The following is a 17304-nucleotide window of genomic DNA, read 5'->3' as shown; positions in this document are numbered from 1 at the left end:
CGCGAGGCGCAGCTTTGGAATCTCTGAACACTCCCCCCCGTTTCGGCAGCGGCCAGGCCGTGCGCCGGCTGGAAGACGACCTGCTGTTGGCCGGTGCCGGTGCCTATACCGATGACGTCGTGCCCGACGGCCAGTTGCGCGCTGTCTTCGTGCGCTCACCCTATCCGCATGCCCGCATCGCCTCAGTCGATGCGCAGGTCGCGCGCGACATGCCGGGCGTGGCCGCTGTCTACACCGGCGCCGACCTGGTAGCTGCCGGCGTCAAGCCCCTGCCCACCACCGCTGGCTTCAAGCGCGCCGATGGGTCGCCCGGGGTCAGCCCCGTGCTGCATGCGCTGGCGCCCGAGCGCGTGCGCTTCGTCGGCGAGGCGCTGGCGTTGGTCGTCGCCGACACGCTGCAGCAGGCGCGTGACGCCGCAGAAGCCGTGGCCGTCGAGTACGACGAGCTGCCGGCGCTGGTCGACGTGCACCAAGCCACCTTCCCCGGCGCTTACGCCATCACCGACGAAGCCCCCGACAACATCGCCGCCGAGATGCGCCACGGCAATGCCGCAGCCACGGCGGACGCATTCGCCAAGGCCGCGCACGTGGTGAAGCTGCAGATCGACAACCAGCGCGTGGCCGCGCTGACGCTGGAGCCGCGGACCGTGCTGGCCGGCGTCGACCCGGCGGATGGGCGCCTGAGCATGCGCATGTCCACGCAGATGCCCTCTGGCGTGCGCAACACCGTGGCCGACGCGCTGGGCGTCCCGCGCGAGAAGGCCCGCGTGCAGGTGGGCGATGTGGGCGGCGGCTTCGGCATGAAGACCGGCGCCTACGCCGAAGACGTGGCGGTGGCCTATGCCGCCAACACATTGCGCCGCAGCGTGAAGTGGGTGTCCGAGCGCAGCGAAGAATTCCTCTCCACCTACCACGGCCGCGACCTGTCGTGCCAGGCCGAGCTGGCGCTGGACGCCGAGGGCAAGATCCTCGCACTGCGCATCGCCTCGCTGTGCAACGTGGGCGGTTACGCCACCGGCACCGGCGTGGCCATCCAGCTCTTGATCGGCCCCTGGGTGCAGACCAGCGTCTACGACATCCCCACCATCGATTTCCACTTCAAGGCGGTGATGACCAACACCGCCCCCACCGGCGCCTACCGTGGCGCCGGCCGGCCCGAGGCGATCTTCAACATCGAGCGGCTGATGGACGAGGCCGCGCGCCAGACCGGCATCGACCGCGTGGCGCTGCGCAGACGCAACTTCATCCAGCCGGCGCAGATGCCCTACAAGAACCCGATGGGCCAGACGTACGACACCGGCGCCTTCGAGCAGATGATGGACCAGGCCCTGGTGCTGGCCGACTGGCAAGGCTTCGATGCGCGTGCGGCTGAATCCAAGACACGGGGCAAGCTGCGCGGCTTGGGCATCGCGACGTTTCTGGAGTGGACTGGCGGCAACGTGTTCGAAGAGCGCGTCACGCTGAGCGTGCAGGCCGATGGCGTGATCGAGGTGTTCTCGGCCGTCAACGCCATGGGCCAGGGCATCGCCACCTCGCTGGCGCAACTGGTGGTCGATGCGTTCGGCGTTTCCATCGACAAAGTGCGTGTGGTGCTGGGCGACACCGACCGTGGCGATGGTTTCGGCAGCGCTGGATCGCGATCGATCTTCACCGGCGGCTCGGCCGTGCGCATCGGCAGCGAGCGCACGCTGGACAAGGCGCGCGAGCTGGCCGCCAAAGAGCTGGAAGCGGCGGCCGCGGACCTGCAGTACGAGAACGGCGCTTTCACCGTGGCCGGCACCGATGTGTCGATCGGCCTCTTTGACCTGGCCGGCCGCCAGCCCGACAAGCGCATCTTCATGGACTCGACCAGCACCGTGGCCGGCCCGACCTGGCCCAACGGCTGCCACATCAGCGAGATCGAGCTGGACCCGGACACCGGCGAGATCACGGTGCAGGCCTACGCCTCGATGAACGACGTGGGCCGCGTCATCAACCCGATGATCGTCGTCGGCCAACTCGACGGTGGCGCGGTGCAGGGAATCGGCCAGGCGCTGTGCGAGCACGTGGTCTACGACAAGGAAACCGGCCAGCCCGTGGCCGGCAGTTTGATGGACTACGCCGTGCCGCGTGCCGACATCGTGCAAGGCAACTTCATCACGCAGATGGACCAGTCCGTGCCGTGCAAGAACAACCCGCTGGGCGTCAAGGGCGTGGGCGAGCTGGGCACCATCGGCGCCACGCCGAGTGTCGTGAACGCGGTGGCCGATGCGTTGGCGCGAAATGGCATGGCCAACAAGGCGCCGCTGCTGCAGATGCCGCTGTCACCGGGGCGGGTGTGGGGGTTGATGCAAGGGGAGTGAGCGGGCGGCCGGCCTGTCCACGGTCACGTGGTTCAGCGCTGAACTGGCAAATGCTGGCGCGCACGCGCTGAACGTGCAGCGTGCTTGCGCGCAATAACCGCGCGCACCTTCAGCTTGGCAGGACGTTGCTCGGGCCGCCGCACGTCCTGTGGTGCATCCCGGGCTGCTTGCATCACCTGGTCGTAGAGTTTCACAAGCGGCAGTGGCTGACTCGTTCTCCGCACGGCAACGCCCTGATCTTCAACCTTGCGCCACCGCCTGCCGCATCGCCTGCACCAACGCTGCCGGGTCTTGCGCGCCCGACACCGCCACCTTCTGGTTGAAGATGAAGAACGGCACGCCGGTGATGCCCATCCCGCGGGCCTGCGCGTCGGCTTGGGCCACGGCGTCTGTCTGTGCCGGGTCGGCGAGGAAGGCGCGGGCGGCCTCGGCGTCCAGGCCGGCTTCGGCGGCGATGGCGACCAGCTCTTCCGTGTCGCCGATGAAGCGGTTCTCGATGAAGTAGGCCTTCAGCAGGCGTTCCTTCACGGCGCCGCCATCGGCACCGTTCTGCTGCGCGAACGCGATCAGCGCATGCGCGCCCAGCGTGTTGGGCTGGCGCGTGATGCCGTCGATGTTCAGCTCCAGCCCAGCGCTGCGGCCGGCGGCGCGCACACGCTCGTAGATGGCGGCGGCGCGTTCGGGGCCGCCGAACTTGTCTTCGAGATAGGTCTTGCGGTCGATGCCTTCGGCCGGCAGATCGGGGTTCAGTTGAAACGGGTGCCAGGTGATGCGTATCGGCGGCAAGTCAGCGGCCTCGGGGCTGGCCAGTGCGGCTTCGAGCTTGCGCTTGCCGATGTAGCACCAGGGGCAGACGACGTCCGAAACGACGTCGATGGTGAGCAGGTCCATGTGCAGTCTCCTGAAGCGGTCAGCCGGGCTTGCGGGGCTGCCAATTGATGAACTGCGGCGCGACGCGGGCGATGACCGGGCCATCGAAATCCCAGGCCATGCACTGGCCCATGAAGAAGGCGGGCTCGGTCATTGGCTTCTCGGGCTCGCCGCGCTGCTGACGCAGGTGTTCACGGTAGGCGCCCATGGTCTGGAACGCGGCCGTGGCGGCACCGAACAGCAGCTCGCGCACATGCGTGCAGCCGCGTGTGCCGCCGATGGCTTCGTCCAGCGCGCGGCGCCAGCCCTTGCCCAGCTTTGCGCCGATCAGCTGGCGCACCGGGGGCTCGGCCTGCGGGCATTCTTCGAAGGGCGTGCTGTCCATCGCGACGACGATGTCGACGATGGTCATGGCGTTGTCGATGGTGATGCGCACATGCATGTCGTGGATCGGCTCGCCGGCCGGCCGGGTGCGGCCCAGGCGGGTGATCTGGTCGTAGGCGCGGGTGTCGCGCAAATGGCCTTCGATGTCCCAGCGGCCGTCCTCACGGTGGTAGCCGCGGTATTCGATGCGGCGGGTGTGCGCTTGGGCGCGTGGGGCAGGGGGCGGCAGGGGCATGGGGATCTTCTTCGCAAGGAAGCGGGGAATTTTAGGAGTCGCGGGTCGATCGCGCTGCCGCGCCCCCGGTGGCCTTACGCGGGCTTGCGCGCGAAGATGAACAGCAGCGAGCCGCTGGCCGCCGTCAACGCCAGCACCGTGAAGCCGGCGCGGTAGCTGCCGGTGAGGTCGGCCAGCGCACCGGCCACCAGCGGCCCGGCGATCTGGCCGAGGGCGATGATCAGCGTCGACAGGCCCAGGATCATGCCGATCGCGTTGCGTCCGAAATAGTCCGCACGGATGGCCTGCATCAGCGGCCCGCGCAGGCCCCAGGCCACCCCATGCACCACGGCAAATGCCACCACCATCCACGTGTGCTGGCCGTAGGTCAGCAGCAGCAACGCCACGCCGTGCGCCAGCATGCAACCGGCCGACAAATAGCGCTTGTCGTAGCGGTCGCCGATCAGCCAGCCCAGCAGCACGCCGCCGAGCTGCGCGCCCGTCAGCAGCGTGATCACCAGCGCGGCCTGCGCCACGGTATAGCCCAGGCCTTCCTTCATGTGGCTGATGGCGTGCACGTTGACGGCGGTGACCACCAGCAGCGCGAAGCCATGGCCCAGCCCCAGCAGCCAGAAGGCGCGCGTGCGCAGCGCCTCGCGAGCGGTGAACTCACGGTCCAGCGGCACCACTGGCGCGTCGCCGGGCACAGGTGGCGGTGCGGGCGGCAGGTCGTCTACCGTTGCGCCGTGGTCTTCGGGCCGGCTGCGGAACACGCCGGCCAGCGGCCAGCCGATGACGATGGCCGCCACGCCCGAGGCAAAGGCCGTGGTGCGCCAGCCGTAGGTCAGCATCGACCAGGCGACGATGGGCACGAACAGCCCGCCCATGGCCATGCCCAGGTTCAGGGCCGACAGCGCCCGCGCCCGCTTGCGCGCGAACCAGCGGATCACCGCCACGTTGATCGGAAAGTAGCCCGACAGACTGGTGCCCAGCGCGATGACGGCGACCGCCGCATAGAAGCCGCCGATGCTGTCGATGCGGCTCAGCAGCATGAAGCCGACGCCGAACGCGATCACGCCGGCGCGGATCATTGCGCGCGGGCCGAAGCGGTCGACCATCCACCCCAGCACCGGGCCGAGCAGGGCCGATTCAGCCGACTGCATGGCGGCCGCGCCGGACAGCGCGGTCTTGCTCCAGCCACGTTCTTCCGACAGCACAGCCACATAGGCGCCGAAGGCCTGCTGCAGCAGCATGGCCTGCAGGAATTGCAAACCGGCGCCGGCGCCGACCATGCGCCAACCGCGAAAGATCTTCATGCGGTGGCGGCCGGCAGCCACGCCTCGACCAGGCGCGTCCAGCAGGCGGCGCCCACCGTCAGGTTGGCGTCGTCGAAGTCGTAGCGCGGGTTGTGCAGCATGGCACTGTCGCCATTGCCCAAACGCAGGAAGCAGCCGGGCCGGTGCTGCAGATAGCAGGCGAAGTCTTCGCTGCCGGTGACCGGGCCGGACGGGAAGACGGTGTGCTCGGCGCCCACCAGCTCACGCGCCACGCCCAGCCTGGCGCTGTCCGGGATCACATTGGTGGCGATGCCGTGGGTGGTGGTCATGGTGACGTGCATTGGACCGCAGCGCAGCCATGGCGTGGGTCTTGCAGAGTCGCCCATTAGACTCGCGCCCTGGCGATTTCGCCCACCACCTGCGGCCTTGTCCCCCTTGTCATGAGCATGTTCGACCCCGATGCGCTGGAATGCCTCGCCGCCATCGTCGAGGAAGGCGGCTTCGAGCGCGCCGCTCAACGCCTGCACATCACGCAGTCGGCCGTTTCGCAGCGGCTGCGGGCGCTGGAGGCCCAGGTCGGCACGGCGCTGATCGTGCGCCGCCGGCCCCTGAAGACCACGCCGACCGGACAGCTGCTGCTCAAGCACACGCGCCAGCTGCGGCTGCTGCGGGCCGATCTGGACCGCGACATGCGCGAGTTGGCGCCCAGCGCCATCGGCAAGGCACGTGAAGAGGAGCGCATCTCGATTGCCGTCAACGCCGACAGCATCGCCACCTGGGCGCTGGGCGCGCTGCAGGGCCTGGTGGCGCAGGGTGTGCCGCTGGAAATCATCGCGGACGACCAGGACTTCACGCAGGAATGGCTGCGCGAGGGCCAGGTCATCGGCTGCGTCACCACGCATGCGCAGGCGCTGCGCGGGTGCCGCGTGGTGCCGTTGGGCGCCATGCGCTACGTGGCCGTCGCCGCGCCGCAGTTCGCCGCGGACCGGCTGGGCGGGCGGCTCACGCCCTACAACTTTCAGGGCGTGCCGTTTGTCGCCTTCAACCGCAAGGACGACATGCAGTCCGAGTTCGTCGCGGCCCAGCTCGGCCTGCCGCGTTTGTCGCTGCAGCAGCTGTTCGTGCCGAGCTCCGAAGGCCAGGTGCGCGCGGTGCTGGCCGGCTGGGGCGTCAGCGTGGTGCCCGAGCTGCTGGTCCGTGGCCTGCTGGAACAAGGCCAGCTGGTCGATGTCGCTCCGGGCCATGCGCTGCCGATCTCGCTGTACTGGCATTGCTGGAACCTCGAGTCCGAGGTGCTGGACGGCCTGACCCAGGCCCTGGTCGACACGGCGCGGCGCGTGCTGGGCGGCTGAGCCAGGCTGATCCGCCGGGTCACGCCTCGGTCACGGCTGGATCGCGCCTCGCTCACACCTCGATCAACAGGCTGGGCCGCCAGCCCAGCTGCTCGTTCTTGTCGGCATAGCCCAGCGGGTTGGCCACCACGCGGCAGCCGTGGTGCACATAGTCGCTCGGCGCATGCAAGTGGCCGTGCAGCCAGAACCGGGCCAGCGGCAGCAGGTCGTCCAGCGTATTGCAGAAGCCGGCCGTGCCGGGCGTGCGGCCGTAGCGCGGGTCTGCGCTGTGCAGGCTGGGGGCGAAATGCGTGACCACCACCGTCGTGCCCTCGAACGGCCGGGCCAGCGCGGCGCGCAGCCAGCGCTGGCAGCCCAGCGCCTCTTCGCGGATGCCGGGTGCCAGCCAGGGTGCACCTTGGCGCGTGACGCCAGTGCGCTGCAGGTAGAAGTCGGCCGCGCGAAACGCTTTGTGCCGCGCCTTCAACAGGTCGGCCAGCGAGAAATTCGGCGCCTGCGGCGAGGGCCCCAACGCGTCGAAGTCGGTCCACAGCGTCGTGCCCACGAGCCGCACGTCGCCGCCATCGGCCGCGGCGCCGGGAAGGTGCAGCACCTTGCGGTCCAGCCAGATGATGCCCAGCCGGTCGCAGCTGGCCCGTAGCCGGCGGTGGGCGTCGTCGTAGTCCAGCGCGTCGTACTCATGGTTACCCGGCACGTAGTACACCGGGACCGGCCAGCCGGCGCCAGCCGGCAAGGGCGAGAACCGCGCCAGGCCGAAATCGTCGTCGCGCAGCTTCGAGCCCGGCTGATAGGAGCCAATGTCGCCCGCCAGGATCAACGCATTTGCCGCCGGCAGTGGCTCAGGGCAGAAGTCAGCGTGCACTTCCAGATGAAGATCGGAACAAAGTTGCAGTTGCATGGCTGGGCGTAGCGGACCGGTGACCTTATGCGCGATATGCATGGGCCAGCACTTGAAGATATAGGGAAAACCCTTAATCTTCGTTCTCTGTCTGTATGGACCGCTTGTCGGTTATTTGTATGTTGATCGTTTCCTGGTTCACCAATCTTTTCCCCGGTCGGGCCGCTGGTGTTGTTTCTGCGGCCTCCACGCACACCGAAGCTGGCGGCAACGTGGCCACCGGCCTGCTGCAGAGCGCGCACCGCCTGGCGGGCCAAGACCCGCACGAAGCCCAGCACCTGCGCGGCGCAGCGCAGGCCTGGCTCAGCGTCGTTCGCTGACCAGCCGTCTCGCCAGCGCGCCCGCTTTGGGCTGAGCACGCGCTCACTTCGCGAACGCCTTTTCGGCCGATCGGGCCAGCGCCGCGCGCAGCCACTGGTGGTCGCTCTGCAGTTCCATGCGGCGGTGCCACAGCGCCTCCACATGCACGGCGGCCACTTCGAACGGCAGCTCGCGGCACACCAGTTGTTCCACGATGCCGGTGCTGGCGATGAAGTGTTTCGGCAGCACGGTGAGCAGATTTGAGTTCGCCACCACCCGGCCGGCCGTGAAGAACTGGTTCACCGTCAGCACCACGCGGCGCTCGCGCTTGAGCAGTGCCAATGACTCGTCGATGAAACCATAGGGCCGGCCCGAAAAGCTGACCAGCAGATGGCGTGCGTTGCAGAACTTCTCCAGCGTGAGCGCGCCGCTGGCCAGCGGGTGCCCCTGGCGCATCACGCTCACGTATTCACCGTCGTACAACCGTTGGTGCTCGAATGGAATGGCCTTGCCCACCTGGGCACGCGCCGTCAGGTCGGCCAGCACCGCCGGGAAGAAACCGACGGCCAGGTCGGCCGCTTCGTCGTCCAGGAGCCGGCGCGGGTCACGTGTGCTGAGCGGAACAACACGCAGGGACACGCCCGGCGCTTCGCGTTCGAGGATGTCCACCAAGCCCGGCACCAGCGCCGCAGCAGTCGCGTCGGCCATGGCTAACACAAAAGTGTTGTCTGCCGACAACGGATCGAAGTTGCTGGGCGCCAAAGAAGCTTGCAATTGCCGAAGAGCTTCGCGTACAGCCGGCCACAGAACCATTGCGCGCGGCGTGGGCTCGATCCCCTGGCCGCTGCGCTGCACCAACTCGTCGCCCAACGCATCGCGCAAGCGCTGCATGGCATTGCTCACCGCAGGCTGGGTCAGAGACAGATTGCGCGCCGCTCGGGTCAGGCTGCGTTCCGCGAGCACCTCGTCGAAGACGCGCAGCAGGTTCAGGTCCAGGGTGCGGAAATTGGGCGACGACATGGTGCGTAGGGCTCCGGCGTTGTGCAAGCGGGCACTCTATTCATCACGATGGTGAATGTCCAGCATCATCAATATAAATTTGAACATACCTAGGGCTAACCCTAATATTCACCCCATGCCGCACATCTACCGCGGCCTTTGAAGGACCCACATGACCACTTTTGTCAACGCTCACTTTCCCCAAACGCACGGCGGTGTCGACCGTGTCGAAGCAGCCGTGGCCGCCGTCGGCCGCCTGCGCCAGGGTTTCGACGGTACCCGCAGCATTGCGGCCCTGCTGCTTGCAGCGGTGGTGTCCGGCCTGTTGGTCGTCGCCGACCGCGTGGTCGACAGCTGGGCCGGCAACCAGCTGATGGCGGCCTGGGTCGTCCTGTGGCTGGTGGCCTTTGCCGCCATGGCGCTGTTTGCCGCACCGGCACGTCGTCTGGCCACTGGCCTGGTGCAGGGCCTGGACGCCTGGTCCTTGCGTGTGGCGCAGTCCCGCTCCGACGACCGCCTGTGGGCCACCGCCCAGAGCGACCCGCGCGTGATGTCCGACCTGATGGCCGCCGTCACCCGCAGCGAAGCGCCCGCACCGCGCATGGTTGCTGCCCTGCGTGCCGCCCAGGCCCCGGCCGTGCACCGTGTCAGCCTGCGTGAACTGATGCAAGGTTGGTACCGCGATGTCGAGACCGCCCGCAGCGAAGTTGCCGTGTTGATGGCCGAAGGCCAACACTCCGGCGCCAAGGCGGATCTCGTCGCCCCCGCCATCCGCGACACGGTCGCTGTGCCGCGCGAGACACAGACGCTGATGCGCGCTGAAGAGGCTACTGCCGCTCTGCGCGAGGCCGCCCGCGTCCTGAAGGCACGCCGCATCGCTTACTACTCTTAAGCTGACGGCGCCCAGGCGTCGAAGTCAAAAAGCCACCGCAGGGCAGCCTGCGGTGGCTTTTTTCGTGGCCCGGACGCGACGCGCCGGGCGTGAAGAATCACACGGATCAGGCAGCCATCAGGCGGCCAGACGGCGCTCGATCTGGTCCTTCACGGCCACCAGAGCCGGCGGCAGGTGGTGCGCCAATTGTTGGAACAGCGCTTCGTGCAGCTTCAGCTCGGCCAGCCAGGCGGCCTTGTCGATGCTCGTCACCGTCTCGAATTGCTCGGCGCTGAAATCCAGGCCGGTCCAGTTCAGCTCCTCGTAGGTCGGGCTGACGCCGAACACGTGCTCGGTGCCCTGGGCCTTGCCTTCCAGGCGGTCGATCATCCACTTCAGCACGCGCATGTTCTCGCCATAGCCGGGCCAGACGAACTTGCCGTTCGCGCCCTTGCGGAACCAGTTCGTGGTGTAGATGCCCGGCAGCGCGGCGCCGGACTTTTCCAGCTTCTCGCCCAGATTCAGCCAGTGCTGGAAGTAGTCGCTCATGTTGTAGCCCATGAACGGCAGCATGGCGAACGGGTCGCGGCGCACCACGCCTTGCTGGCCGGCGGCGGCAGCGGTCGTTTCGCTGCCCATGGTGGCGGCCATGTAGACGCCTTCGGTCCAGTTGCGCGCCTCGGTCACCAGCGGCACCGTGGTGGAACGGCGGCCGCCGAAGATGAACGCGTCGATCTTCACGCCCTTCGGGTCGTCCCAGGCTTCGTCGAGCGCCGGGTTGTTGGTGGCGGCCACGGTGAAGCGGGCGTTCGGGTGGGCGGCCTTGGCGCCAGTGTCCTTGGCGATCTGCGGCGTCCAGTCCTGGCCCTGCCAGTCGACGAGGTGCGCGGGCAGCGCCTTGCCGGCCACGTCGTCTTCCATGCCTTCCCACCAGACGTCGCCGTCGTCCGTCAGCGCCACGTTCGTGAAGATGACGTTCTTGTCCAGGCTGCGCATGCAGTTGGGGTTGGTCTTGAAATTGGTGCCGGGGGCCACGCCGAAATAGCCGGCCTCTGGGTTGATGGCGCGCAGCGAGCCGTCGGCCTGCGGCTTGATCCAGGCGATGTCGTCGCCGATCGTGGTGACCTTCCAGCCTTCGAAACCGGCGGGTGGCACCAGCATCGAGAAGTTGGTTTTGCCGCATGCGCTCGGGAAGGCGGCGGCCACGTGGTACTTCTTGCCGTCGGGCTTGGTCACGCCCAGGATCAGCATGTGCTCTGCCAGCCAACCCTGGTCGCGGCCCATGGTGGAGGCGATGCGCAGCGCGAAGCACTTCTTGCCCAGCAGCGCGTTGCCGCCGTAGCCCGAGCCGTACGACCAGATCTCGCGCGTCTCGGGGTAGTGCACGATGTACTTGGTCGGGTTGCAAGGCCACTTCACATCGGCCTGGCCGGCTGCAAGCGGCGCGCCGACGGTGTGCACGCAGGGCACGAAATCGCCGTCCACGCCCAGCACGTCATACACCGCACGGCCCATGCGCGTCATGGTCTTCATGTTCACGGCGACATAGGGGCTGTCGGACAGCTCGATGCCGATGTGCGCGATCGGCGAGCCCAGCGGGCCCATGCTGAACGGCACCACATACATGGTGCGGCCCTTCATGCTGCCCTTGAACAGCGCGCTCTCACCCGTCTGCAGCAGTGCCCGCATCTCGGCCGGCTCTGTCCAGTTGTTGGTCGGGCCAGCGTCTTCCTTGTTCTGCGAGCAGATGTATGTGCGGTCTTCCACGCGCGCGACGTCCGACGGGTCGGAAAGCGCCAGGAAGGAGTTGGGCCGCTTGGCCGGGTTCAGCTTGGTGAAGGTGCCGGCGTCGACCAGTTGCTGGCACAGGCGGGCGTATTCCTCGTCGCTGCCGTCGCACCAGTAGATGTCGTCCGGTTGTGTCAACGCGGCGATGTCGGCGATCCAGGCGATCAGCCGGGCGTTTTTGACGTGGGAGGGCGGATTGAGGGTCAGGCCCTGCATCACGGGTGCGTTCATCGGGGAGCTCCTAGGTTGAAAAATCGTCTTTCTCAAGCAGGACAGCGCCGTCACGAACGGGCACATCCTTGGGAAAAACGACTGGTCACAGGGCGTCGGCCATCACGCGGGGCCGTTCTGGGGTTGGTCATTCTAGGGATGCACATGTGCGCAGATGACAAACAAATGCCAAAAGTCATGCAAACCGCGCATAGGGTTATGCCGTGTCGAATCAGCGCGGCCACGCCGCAACGCACCGAAAACGCGCGATGCGACAACGAAAAAAGGGAAATGGAATGCGGGGACGGTGCGGCGCGGTGTGCCCGCGTGCACGCTGGCAGGCCGCATTGCACGGCCTGCGGGGGCGGCAGGTCAGGCCATGAAGACGGCGATGAATGCCAACAGGAACATCAGCACGCCGCCGACGACGGGCAGCACGATGGGCATCATCGGCACGATGGCTTCCACCGGGTCGACGTCATGGGCGGCAGGTTCGTGCGGGGCGTGGGGGTTGGACATCGTGGTTCCTGGTCTCGGTCTCTGGAGAAGAGCGCGGATTTTAGCCGCGCATCATTCAGCTCAGTTCCTGCGCCTCGTAGCCGGCCGCGCGCAGCGCCTGCAGCAGGTCGCTCAGGTGGGCGCGGCCGCGCGTCTGCACCACCAGCTCCACGTCGACGTTCTGCGCCGCCAGTGCTGTGAACGCCCGCTGGTGCCGCACTTCGTCGATGTTGGCGCCGGCCTCGGCCACCGTGGCGGTGATGCGTGCCAGCTGGCCTGGCAGGTCGGAGGCGCCCACGCGGATGCGGCCCAGCCGCCCCGAGCGCACCATGCCGCGCTCGATGATCGCCGCCAGCAGCAGCGGGTCGATGTTGCCGCCGCACAGCACCAGCCCGACCCTCTTGCCCTGAAAGCGCCCCGGCGCATGCAGCAGGGCCGCCAGCCCCGCGGCGCCAGCGCCCTCGACCACCGTCTTCTCGATCTCCAGCAACATCAGGATGGCCTGCTCGATGTCGGCCTCCTGCACCAGCAGCATGTCGTCGACCAGCCGGCCGATGATGTCCTGTGTGATGCGCCCCGGCGTTCCCACGGCGATGCCCTCGGCAATCGTGCCGCTGCCCTGCGGATGCTGCGTGCCCTTCATGATGTTGAACATCGCCGGGAAGCGCGCCGTCTGCACGCCCACGATCTCGATGCCCGGCTTGATCGCCCGCGCCGCCGTGGCGATGCCGGCGATCAGCCCGCCGCCGCCCACCGCGATCACCAGGGTGTCCAGGTCGGGCACCTGCGCCAGCATCTCCAGCCCCACGGTGCCCTGGCCGGCCACGATGTCGGCATCGTCGTACGGGTGCACGAAGGTCAGCCCCTCGCGCTCGCCCATCGCAAACGCATGGGCGCGGGCCTCGTCCAGCGTGTCGCCATGCAGCAGCACCTCGGCGCCAAAGCCGCGCGTGCGCTCCACCTTCACGCCGGGCGTGAAGCGCGGCATGACGATCACGGCGCGCAGGCCCAGGCGCTGCGCGTGGTAGGCCACGCCCTGGGCATGGTTGCCCGCGCTCATGGCGATCACGCCGCGGGCGGCGCCGCCGCATTCGACCAGCCGCACCAGCTTGTTGCAGGCGCCGCGTTCCTTGAACGAGGCGGTGAACTGCAGGTTCTCGAACTTCAGGAACACCTGGGCGCCGGTGATGTCCGAGAGCGTGCGTGATGCCACGCAGGGCGTGTCCAGCAGCTGACCTTGCAGGCGGGCCGCCGCCTGGCGGATGTCGTCGATGGTGACCATTTGCGCATTGTGTGCCCCAAAAGCAGCGGGGGCGGGGGTTTTGGGGGCATCGGCTTCCAAAGCGTCACGCCCTGCGTTATCGTGGTTCAGTCCGTCCTTGATGGAGATCGTCCATGGTGAAGCGTTTGGCCCAGGATCCGTCCGCCGCCCAGGTGATCGCCTCGCCCGGGCTGCACACCGCGCCGGTTCTGGACATGATGTGCTCGCACTTCGTGCTGACACTCGTCGCGCGCCAGGGCCCCAAGTTCAATGTGCGCCGCGACCTGAACAGCCTGTTGGCCATGACCGGCCGCCACCTGGTCTGGCCGCAGCCGGTGCTGGCCCGGTTGCGCGAATTCCTCTCGCGCCGCTGCAAGGACAACGAGTTCTGGCGCGGCCACACCACCCTCAGCACGGCCGAATTCCTGGAGCGCCATGGCGTCTGGCGCGGCCCCTATGAAGAAGGCACGCTCTTCTTCTATTTGGACGAATACGCCAAGGACCAGCCCAAGGACCTGCTCGCCGCGCTGACCGTCACCGGCGACTGGCTGACACGCGCACTCAAGAAGCAATCCACGCTGGTCGAGAAGAACATCGACGCGCTGTCACGCCTGCTGCAGCTCAACCGCGCCGAGCGCGCGCTGCTGCTGTACGGCACGCTGGCCCGCTACCAGCGCGACCTGCGCACCATCCTCGTCGAGGTCAAGGTCAACAACGCGCCCGAGGCCTACGCCGCTATCGCCGAAGTCGCCGGTGTCAGCGCCACCGAGGTCGGCGAGGCCCTGCGCGCCGGCTCGCGGCTCGAGCGCATCGGCCTGGTCGAGAACCTGATCTCCGAGCACAACATCACCGACCTGGCCGACCTGATGAAGGTCAGCGAAAAGCTGCCGCCCGTGCTGATGCGCGAATACCGCGACCAGAGCGAGTTGATGGCCGTGTTCACGCGGCCGGCCGTCAAGAGCGCGCTGTCGCTCACCGATTTCAGCTTCGTCGAAGACGACGCCCAGGTGCTGGTTTCCCTGCTGCGCAATGCGGTGGCGCGCAAGGAGCCGGGCGTCAACATCCTGCTCTATGGCCCGCCCGGCACCGGCAAGACCGAGCTGGCGCGCGTGGTCGCCCAGGTCGCGGGGCTGGACCTGTTCGAAGTCGAATACGCCGACCGCGACGGCAATTCGCTCTCGGGCCGCGACCGCTACCGCTCGCTGCAAATCGCCCAGGTGTTCCTGAAGGGCAGCGTGCAGGCCGCGCTGCTGTTCGACGAAGTCGAAGACGTGTTCCCGCCCATCAGCACCGAGGCCGCGCAATTGATGGCGCGCGCCGACCAGATCGCCGCGCCCTCCAGCGGATCGGTCAGCGGCAAGGCATGGGTCAACCAGATCCTGGAGAGCAACACCGTGCCCACGCTGTGGGTCACCAACCGCATCGAGCAGATCGACCCGGCGTTTCGCCGCCGCTTCGCCTACCACCTGGAACTGAAATCGCCGCCGCCCGGCGCACGCGAAGGCCTGGTGCGCAAGACGCTGGAGGGCGTGCCCGTGTCCGACGCCTTCGTCGGCAAGCTGACCGAGCGCAAGGGCCTCACGCCGGCGCAGATCCGCACCGCCGTGCGCTTCGCCGGCCTTGCGTCCGACAGCGCCGCCGGCATGGAGCCGCTGATCGAGCGCCAGCTGCGCAACGCCGACAAGGCCCTGGGCCGCCACAGTGACGAGCGCGCCGGCCCGCCCAGCGTCACCACCTACGACCTGGAGATGCTCAACGTCGAGAGCCGCTTCGAGATCGAGCGCATCGTGCAGGCGCTGAAGACGCGCGGCCATGGCAGCCTGTGCTTTTATGGCGCGCCCGGTACCGGCAAGACCGCTTTGGCCGAGCACATCGCCCGCACGCTCGACAAGCCGTTGATGGTCAAGCGCGCCAGCGACCTGATGAGCAAGTTCGTCGGCGAGACCGAGCAGCAGATGGCCGCCATGTTCCGCGAGGCCGAAGCCGAAAAAGCCGTGCTGCTGCTCGACGAGGCCGACAGTTTTTTGCAGGACCGCCGCGGCGCGCAGCGCACGTATGAAGTGACCGAGGTGAACGAGATGCTGCAGGGCATGGAGCGCCACCACGGCGTGTTCATCTGCACCACCAATTTGATGGACCGCATCGACCAGGCGGCGCTGCGGCGCTTCTCGTTCAAGCTCAAGTTCATGCCCTTGCGGCCGGCGCAGCGCGAACGCATGTTCATCGTCGAAGCGTTGGCCGGTGATGACGCTGCGCTGAGCGAGGATTTGCGCACGCGCCTGCATCGGCTGGAGCATCTGTGCCCCGGCGACTTCGCCGCTGTGCGTCGCCAGGTCGACATCCTGGCCGCCACGTTCACGCCGGCCGAGTTCATGGAGCAGCTCGAGGCCGAGCACCGCATCAAGCCCGAAGTGCGCGAGTCGCGCGGCATCGGGTTCGTGCAGTAGGCTGCTGCAACCGGGCGCGTGCCCGGCGCTGCACAGGCCTGCGCGGCGGCCTGCTTCTTGCACGGGGTCTGAGAAGACCAAGGCAGCGAAGCCGATGACGCGTCGCGCCCACCATCACTGACATGACCTCACCCACCTCCGGCCACCGGCCACTGATCCTGCGCCATGCCGACGTGCTCGTCACCATGGACGCGCAACGCCGCGAGATCGCCGACGGCGCGGTGGTGGTGGACGGCCCCGCCATCGCCTGGGTCGGCGCCACGTCCGAGCTGCCCGCTGTGTGGGCCGCAGCCGCCACCAGCGGCGTCGCCGAGGTCATCGACCTGCACGGCCACGTGCTGCTGCCCGGCCTGGTGAACACGCACCACCACATGTACCAAAGCCTGACGCGCGTGGTGCCCGCCGCGCAGGACGCCGAGCTGTTCGGCTGGCTGCAGAACCTGTACCTGCTGTGGGCCGGCCTCACGCCCGAGATGGTGCGCGTCTCCACCCAGACGGCCATGGCCGAGCTGATGCTGTCGGGCTGCACCACCACCAGCGACCACCTGTACCTCTACCCCAACGGCGCGCGGCTGGACGATTCGATCGAAGCCGCCGACGCCATGGGCATGCGCTTTCACGCCGCGCGCGGCAGCATGAGCGTGGGCCGCAGCCAGGGCGGCCTGCCGCCCGACAGCGTGGTCGAGTGTGAGGCGCACATCCTGGCCGACAGCGACCGCTTGATCACCCGCTGGCACGACGCCTCACGCCACAGCATGCGCCGCATCGTGCTGGCGCCGTGTTCGCCGTTCTCCGTCTCGCGCGACCTGATGCGCGAGTCCGCCGCGCTGGCCCGCGCACGCGGCGTCTCGCTTCACACCCATCTGGCCGAGAACGACAACGACATCGCCTACTCGCGCGAGCAGTTCGGCATGACGCCGGCCGAATACGCGGAGGACCTCGGCTGGGTCGGCCGCGACGTGTGGCATGCGCACTGCGTCAAGCTCGACGCGGCCGGCATCGCCCTGTTCGCGCGCACGGGCACCGGCGTGGCGCACTGCCCGTGCTCGAACATGCGGCTGGGTTCGGGCATCGCGCCCATCCGCGCCATGCGCCTGGCCGGCGTGGCGGTGGGCCTGGGCGTGGACGGCAGTGCGTCCAATGATGGCGCCCACATACTGGGCGAAGCGCGCCAGGCCATGCTGCTGCAGCGCGTGGGCCATGGCCCGGCGGCGATGACGGCGCGCGAAGCGCTGGAGATCGCTACGCTGGGCGGCGCCCAGGTGCTAGGCAGAGATGACATCGGCGCGCTGGCGCCCGGCATGTCGGCCGACCTGGTGGCGTTCGACATGCGCGGCGTGACGCATGCCGGGGCCGGGCACGACCTGGCGGCGGCGCTGGTGTTCTGCCACGCCGTCAACGCCGCACTGAGCGTGATCGATGGCCGCGTGCGGGTGCGTGAGGGGCGGTTGGTCGATGTGGAACTAGCACCGCTGCTGGAGCGGCACCGTGGCCTGGCGCGTGATCTGTACGAGGCTGCGCGGCACCCGCACACGGCGTGAGCCACGGCGCCACCAGCAGAGCGGGGCAGGCGCCTTCCCAGGGCAAGATTTA

15 protein-coding genes are annotated in these 17304 nt (G+C 68.1%); 6 read left to right on the top strand and 9 right to left on the bottom strand.

Going from position 1 to position 17304, the window contains the following annotated elements:
- Positions 1-14: 14 nt before the first annotated feature.
- Positions 15-2342, top strand: a complete 2328-nt coding sequence (locus tag AC099J_RS28500; RefSeq protein ID WP_479618691.1) for a xanthine dehydrogenase family protein molybdopterin-binding subunit — start codon at positions 15-17, stop codon at positions 2340-2342.
- 240 nt (positions 2343-2582) lie between these two features.
- Here AC099J_RS28500 and AC099J_RS28495 read toward each other — a convergent pair whose 3' ends face one another.
- The 4 genes from AC099J_RS28495 to AC099J_RS28480 form a co-directional block, all read right to left on the bottom strand.
- A complete protein-coding gene (locus AC099J_RS28495; RefSeq protein ID WP_479618690.1) occupies positions 2583-3233 on the bottom strand; it encodes a DsbA family oxidoreductase in 651 nt (216 codons plus the stop codon).
- Positions 3234-3252: 19 nt separating this feature from the next.
- A complete protein-coding gene (locus AC099J_RS28490; RefSeq protein ID WP_479618689.1) occupies positions 3253-3831 on the bottom strand; it encodes a DUF2889 domain-containing protein in 579 nt (192 codons plus the stop codon).
- Between the two features lie 74 nt (positions 3832-3905).
- Positions 3906-5126, bottom strand: coding sequence for an MFS transporter (locus AC099J_RS28485; protein WP_479618688.1), 1221 nt, complete (start codon positions 5124-5126; stop codon positions 3906-3908).
- A complete protein-coding gene (locus AC099J_RS28480) occupies positions 5123-5416 on the bottom strand; it encodes a M20/M25/M40 family metallo-hydrolase (protein ID WP_479618687.1) in 294 nt (97 codons plus the stop codon). Before AC099J_RS28480 ends, AC099J_RS28485 begins: the two co-directional genes overlap by 4 nt.
- Positions 5417-5527: 111 nt before the next feature.
- Between AC099J_RS28480 and AC099J_RS28475 the strand changes: the two genes are divergently transcribed.
- Positions 5528-6439, top strand: coding sequence for a LysR family transcriptional regulator ArgP (locus tag AC099J_RS28475; RefSeq protein ID WP_479618686.1), 912 nt, complete (start codon positions 5528-5530; stop codon positions 6437-6439).
- 52 nt (positions 6440-6491) lie between these two features.
- Here the strand turns inward: AC099J_RS28475 and AC099J_RS28470 are convergent, their stop codons facing one another.
- Positions 6492-7337, bottom strand: a complete 846-nt coding sequence (locus AC099J_RS28470; RefSeq protein ID WP_479618685.1) for a metallophosphoesterase — start codon at positions 7335-7337, stop codon at positions 6492-6494.
- 119 nt (positions 7338-7456) lie between these two features.
- Between AC099J_RS28470 and AC099J_RS28465 the strand changes: the two genes are divergently transcribed.
- Positions 7457-7657 carry a hypothetical protein gene (locus AC099J_RS28465; protein ID WP_479618684.1) on the top strand — a complete coding sequence of 67 codons (201 nt, stop codon included), beginning with the start codon at positions 7457-7459 and terminating at the stop codon, positions 7655-7657.
- Between the two features lie 43 nt (positions 7658-7700).
- Here AC099J_RS28465 and AC099J_RS28460 read toward each other — a convergent pair whose 3' ends face one another.
- The gene (locus AC099J_RS28460; RefSeq protein ID WP_479618683.1) at positions 7701-8657 is read right to left on the bottom strand and encodes a LysR family transcriptional regulator; all 957 of its coding nucleotides are present in this window, start codon (positions 8655-8657) and stop codon (positions 7701-7703) included.
- A 151-nt stretch (positions 8658-8808) separates the two neighbouring features.
- Between AC099J_RS28460 and AC099J_RS28455 the strand changes: the two genes are divergently transcribed.
- Entirely contained in the window at positions 8809-9528 is a 720-nt protein-coding gene (locus tag AC099J_RS28455) for a hypothetical protein (protein ID WP_479618682.1), read from the top strand.
- A gap of 117 nt (positions 9529-9645) precedes the next feature.
- Here AC099J_RS28455 and AC099J_RS28450 read toward each other — a convergent pair whose 3' ends face one another.
- The 3 genes from AC099J_RS28450 to AC099J_RS28440 form a co-directional block, all read right to left on the bottom strand.
- Positions 9646-11526 (bottom strand): phosphoenolpyruvate carboxykinase (GTP), encoded by a 1881-nt coding sequence (locus AC099J_RS28450; RefSeq protein WP_479618681.1) that lies wholly within the window; start codon positions 11524-11526, stop codon positions 9646-9648.
- Positions 11527-11877: 351 nt separating this feature from the next.
- Positions 11878-12024 (bottom strand): hypothetical protein, encoded by a 147-nt coding sequence (locus AC099J_RS28445; RefSeq protein WP_479618680.1) that lies wholly within the window; start codon positions 12022-12024, stop codon positions 11878-11880.
- A gap of 55 nt (positions 12025-12079) precedes the next feature.
- Positions 12080-13285 (bottom strand): threonine ammonia-lyase, encoded by a 1206-nt coding sequence (locus AC099J_RS28440; protein ID WP_479618679.1) that lies wholly within the window; start codon positions 13283-13285, stop codon positions 12080-12082.
- A gap of 113 nt (positions 13286-13398) precedes the next feature.
- Between AC099J_RS28440 and AC099J_RS28435 the strand changes: the two genes are divergently transcribed.
- Both AC099J_RS28435 and AC099J_RS28430 read left to right on the top strand, forming a co-directional pair.
- The gene (locus tag AC099J_RS28435; RefSeq protein WP_479618678.1) at positions 13399-15711 is read left to right on the top strand and encodes an ATP-binding protein; all 2313 of its coding nucleotides are present in this window, start codon (positions 13399-13401) and stop codon (positions 15709-15711) included.
- A gap of 122 nt (positions 15712-15833) precedes the next feature.
- A complete protein-coding gene (locus tag AC099J_RS28430) occupies positions 15834-17252 on the top strand; it encodes an 8-oxoguanine deaminase (RefSeq protein ID WP_479618677.1) in 1419 nt (472 codons plus the stop codon).
- Positions 17253-17304: the final 52 nt, after the last annotated feature.

The organism is Rhodoferax sp. RT4P68 (genome assembly GCF_056521305.1).
This window is presented reverse-complemented; position numbering and strand designations above follow the sequence as displayed.

Coding starts and splice junctions, on each gene's coding strand:
- AC099J_RS28490 (WP_479618689.1), bottom strand. CDS start 3,831: ATGCCCCTGCCGCCCCCTGCCCCACGCGCCCAAGCGCACACCCGCCGC.
- AC099J_RS28495 (WP_479618690.1), bottom strand. CDS start 3,233: ATGGACCTGCTCACCATCGACGTCGTTTCGGACGTCGTCTGCCCCTGG.
- AC099J_RS28430 (WP_479618677.1), top strand. CDS start 15,834: ATGACCTCACCCACCTCCGGCCACCGGCCACTGATCCTGCGCCATGCC.
- AC099J_RS28470 (WP_479618685.1), bottom strand. CDS start 7,337: ATGCAACTGCAACTTTGTTCCGATCTTCATCTGGAAGTGCACGCTGAC.
- AC099J_RS28460 (WP_479618683.1), bottom strand. CDS start 8,657: ATGTCGTCGCCCAATTTCCGCACCCTGGACCTGAACCTGCTGCGCGTC.
- AC099J_RS28440 (WP_479618679.1), bottom strand. CDS start 13,285: ATGGTCACCATCGACGACATCCGCCAGGCGGCGGCCCGCCTGCAAGGT.
- AC099J_RS28435 (WP_479618678.1), top strand. CDS start 13,399: ATGGTGAAGCGTTTGGCCCAGGATCCGTCCGCCGCCCAGGTGATCGCC.
- AC099J_RS28450 (WP_479618681.1), bottom strand. CDS start 11,526: ATGAACGCACCCGTGATGCAGGGCCTGACCCTCAATCCGCCCTCCCAC.
- AC099J_RS28485 (WP_479618688.1), bottom strand. CDS start 5,126: ATGAAGATCTTTCGCGGTTGGCGCATGGTCGGCGCCGGCGCCGGTTTG.
- AC099J_RS28455 (WP_479618682.1), top strand. CDS start 8,809: ATGACCACTTTTGTCAACGCTCACTTTCCCCAAACGCACGGCGGTGTC.
- AC099J_RS28475 (WP_479618686.1), top strand. CDS start 5,528: ATGAGCATGTTCGACCCCGATGCGCTGGAATGCCTCGCCGCCATCGTC.
- AC099J_RS28465 (WP_479618684.1), top strand. CDS start 7,457: ATGTTGATCGTTTCCTGGTTCACCAATCTTTTCCCCGGTCGGGCCGCT.
- AC099J_RS28445 (WP_479618680.1), bottom strand. CDS start 12,024: ATGTCCAACCCCCACGCCCCGCACGAACCTGCCGCCCATGACGTCGAC.
- AC099J_RS28480 (WP_479618687.1), bottom strand. CDS start 5,416: ATGACCACCACCCACGGCATCGCCACCAATGTGATCCCGGACAGCGCC.